Raw genomic sequence first — 794 nt, 5'->3', positions numbered from 1 at the left:
AACTCACAACGTTTTTCCAATGGTTTGCCCACAGCCCGACTGCGATTACGCTTTTTTGCCAAGGGGTCAATCAAGCTGAGAACGGTGTCGACAAAGGGAATGCGATCATCAATGCGCATTTAGCAACGGGTAAAATTGGCAGGGTGGGCTGTGGCCCGTTTTCCATTACCGGGCAACCTAATGCAATGGGCGGGCGAGAAGTTGGCGGTTTAGCTAATCAATTAGCGGTGCACCGAGGGTTTGATGGCGAATCCATTCAACAAGTACAAGCGTTTTGGGAGTCACCAGAAATCGCTACAAAACCGGGGCTAAAAGCGGTTGAACTGTTTGAAGCGGTTGAGCGTGGTGAGATTAAAGTTCTGTGGATCATGGCGACCAACCCCGTTGTCTCTTTGCCAGACAATCAGTTTGTTAAGAGGGCGCTAGAACGCTGTCCGTTTGTGATTGTCTCGGATATTACCGCTGAGTCGGATGTTGCGCGTTATGCCGACTTGTTGCTTCCGGCGGCTGGATGGGGTGAAAAACAGGGGATGGTGACGAATTCTGAACGTCGGATTTCAAGACAGCGTCAGTTCCAAAACCCTCCCGGTGAGGCAAAATCGGACTGGTGGGCAGTGAGCCAAGTCGGGCAAGCATTATGCACCTTAGAAGAGACAAAGAATGGTTTTGATTTTGACTCTGAACACGAGGTGTTTTGCGAGTACGCTGCCATGACAGGCATGAATACGAAGTCGCCTTTAAAGCTAGACCTGTCTCAATACGCCAATTTGAATGAGCAAGAGTACGAAGAGTGG

1 protein-coding gene is annotated in these 794 nt (G+C 49.9%); it reads left to right on the top strand.

Translation table 11 applies throughout. The features are described 5' to 3' along the window. Positions 1–794: molybdopterin-dependent oxidoreductase (locus tag R7040_RS25830; RefSeq protein WP_318097485.1), on the top strand; the 794-nt coding region annotated here is incomplete at both ends.

It is taken from the genome of Vibrio sp. 1069, assembly GCF_033340555.1.
This window is presented reverse-complemented; position numbering and strand designations above follow the sequence as displayed.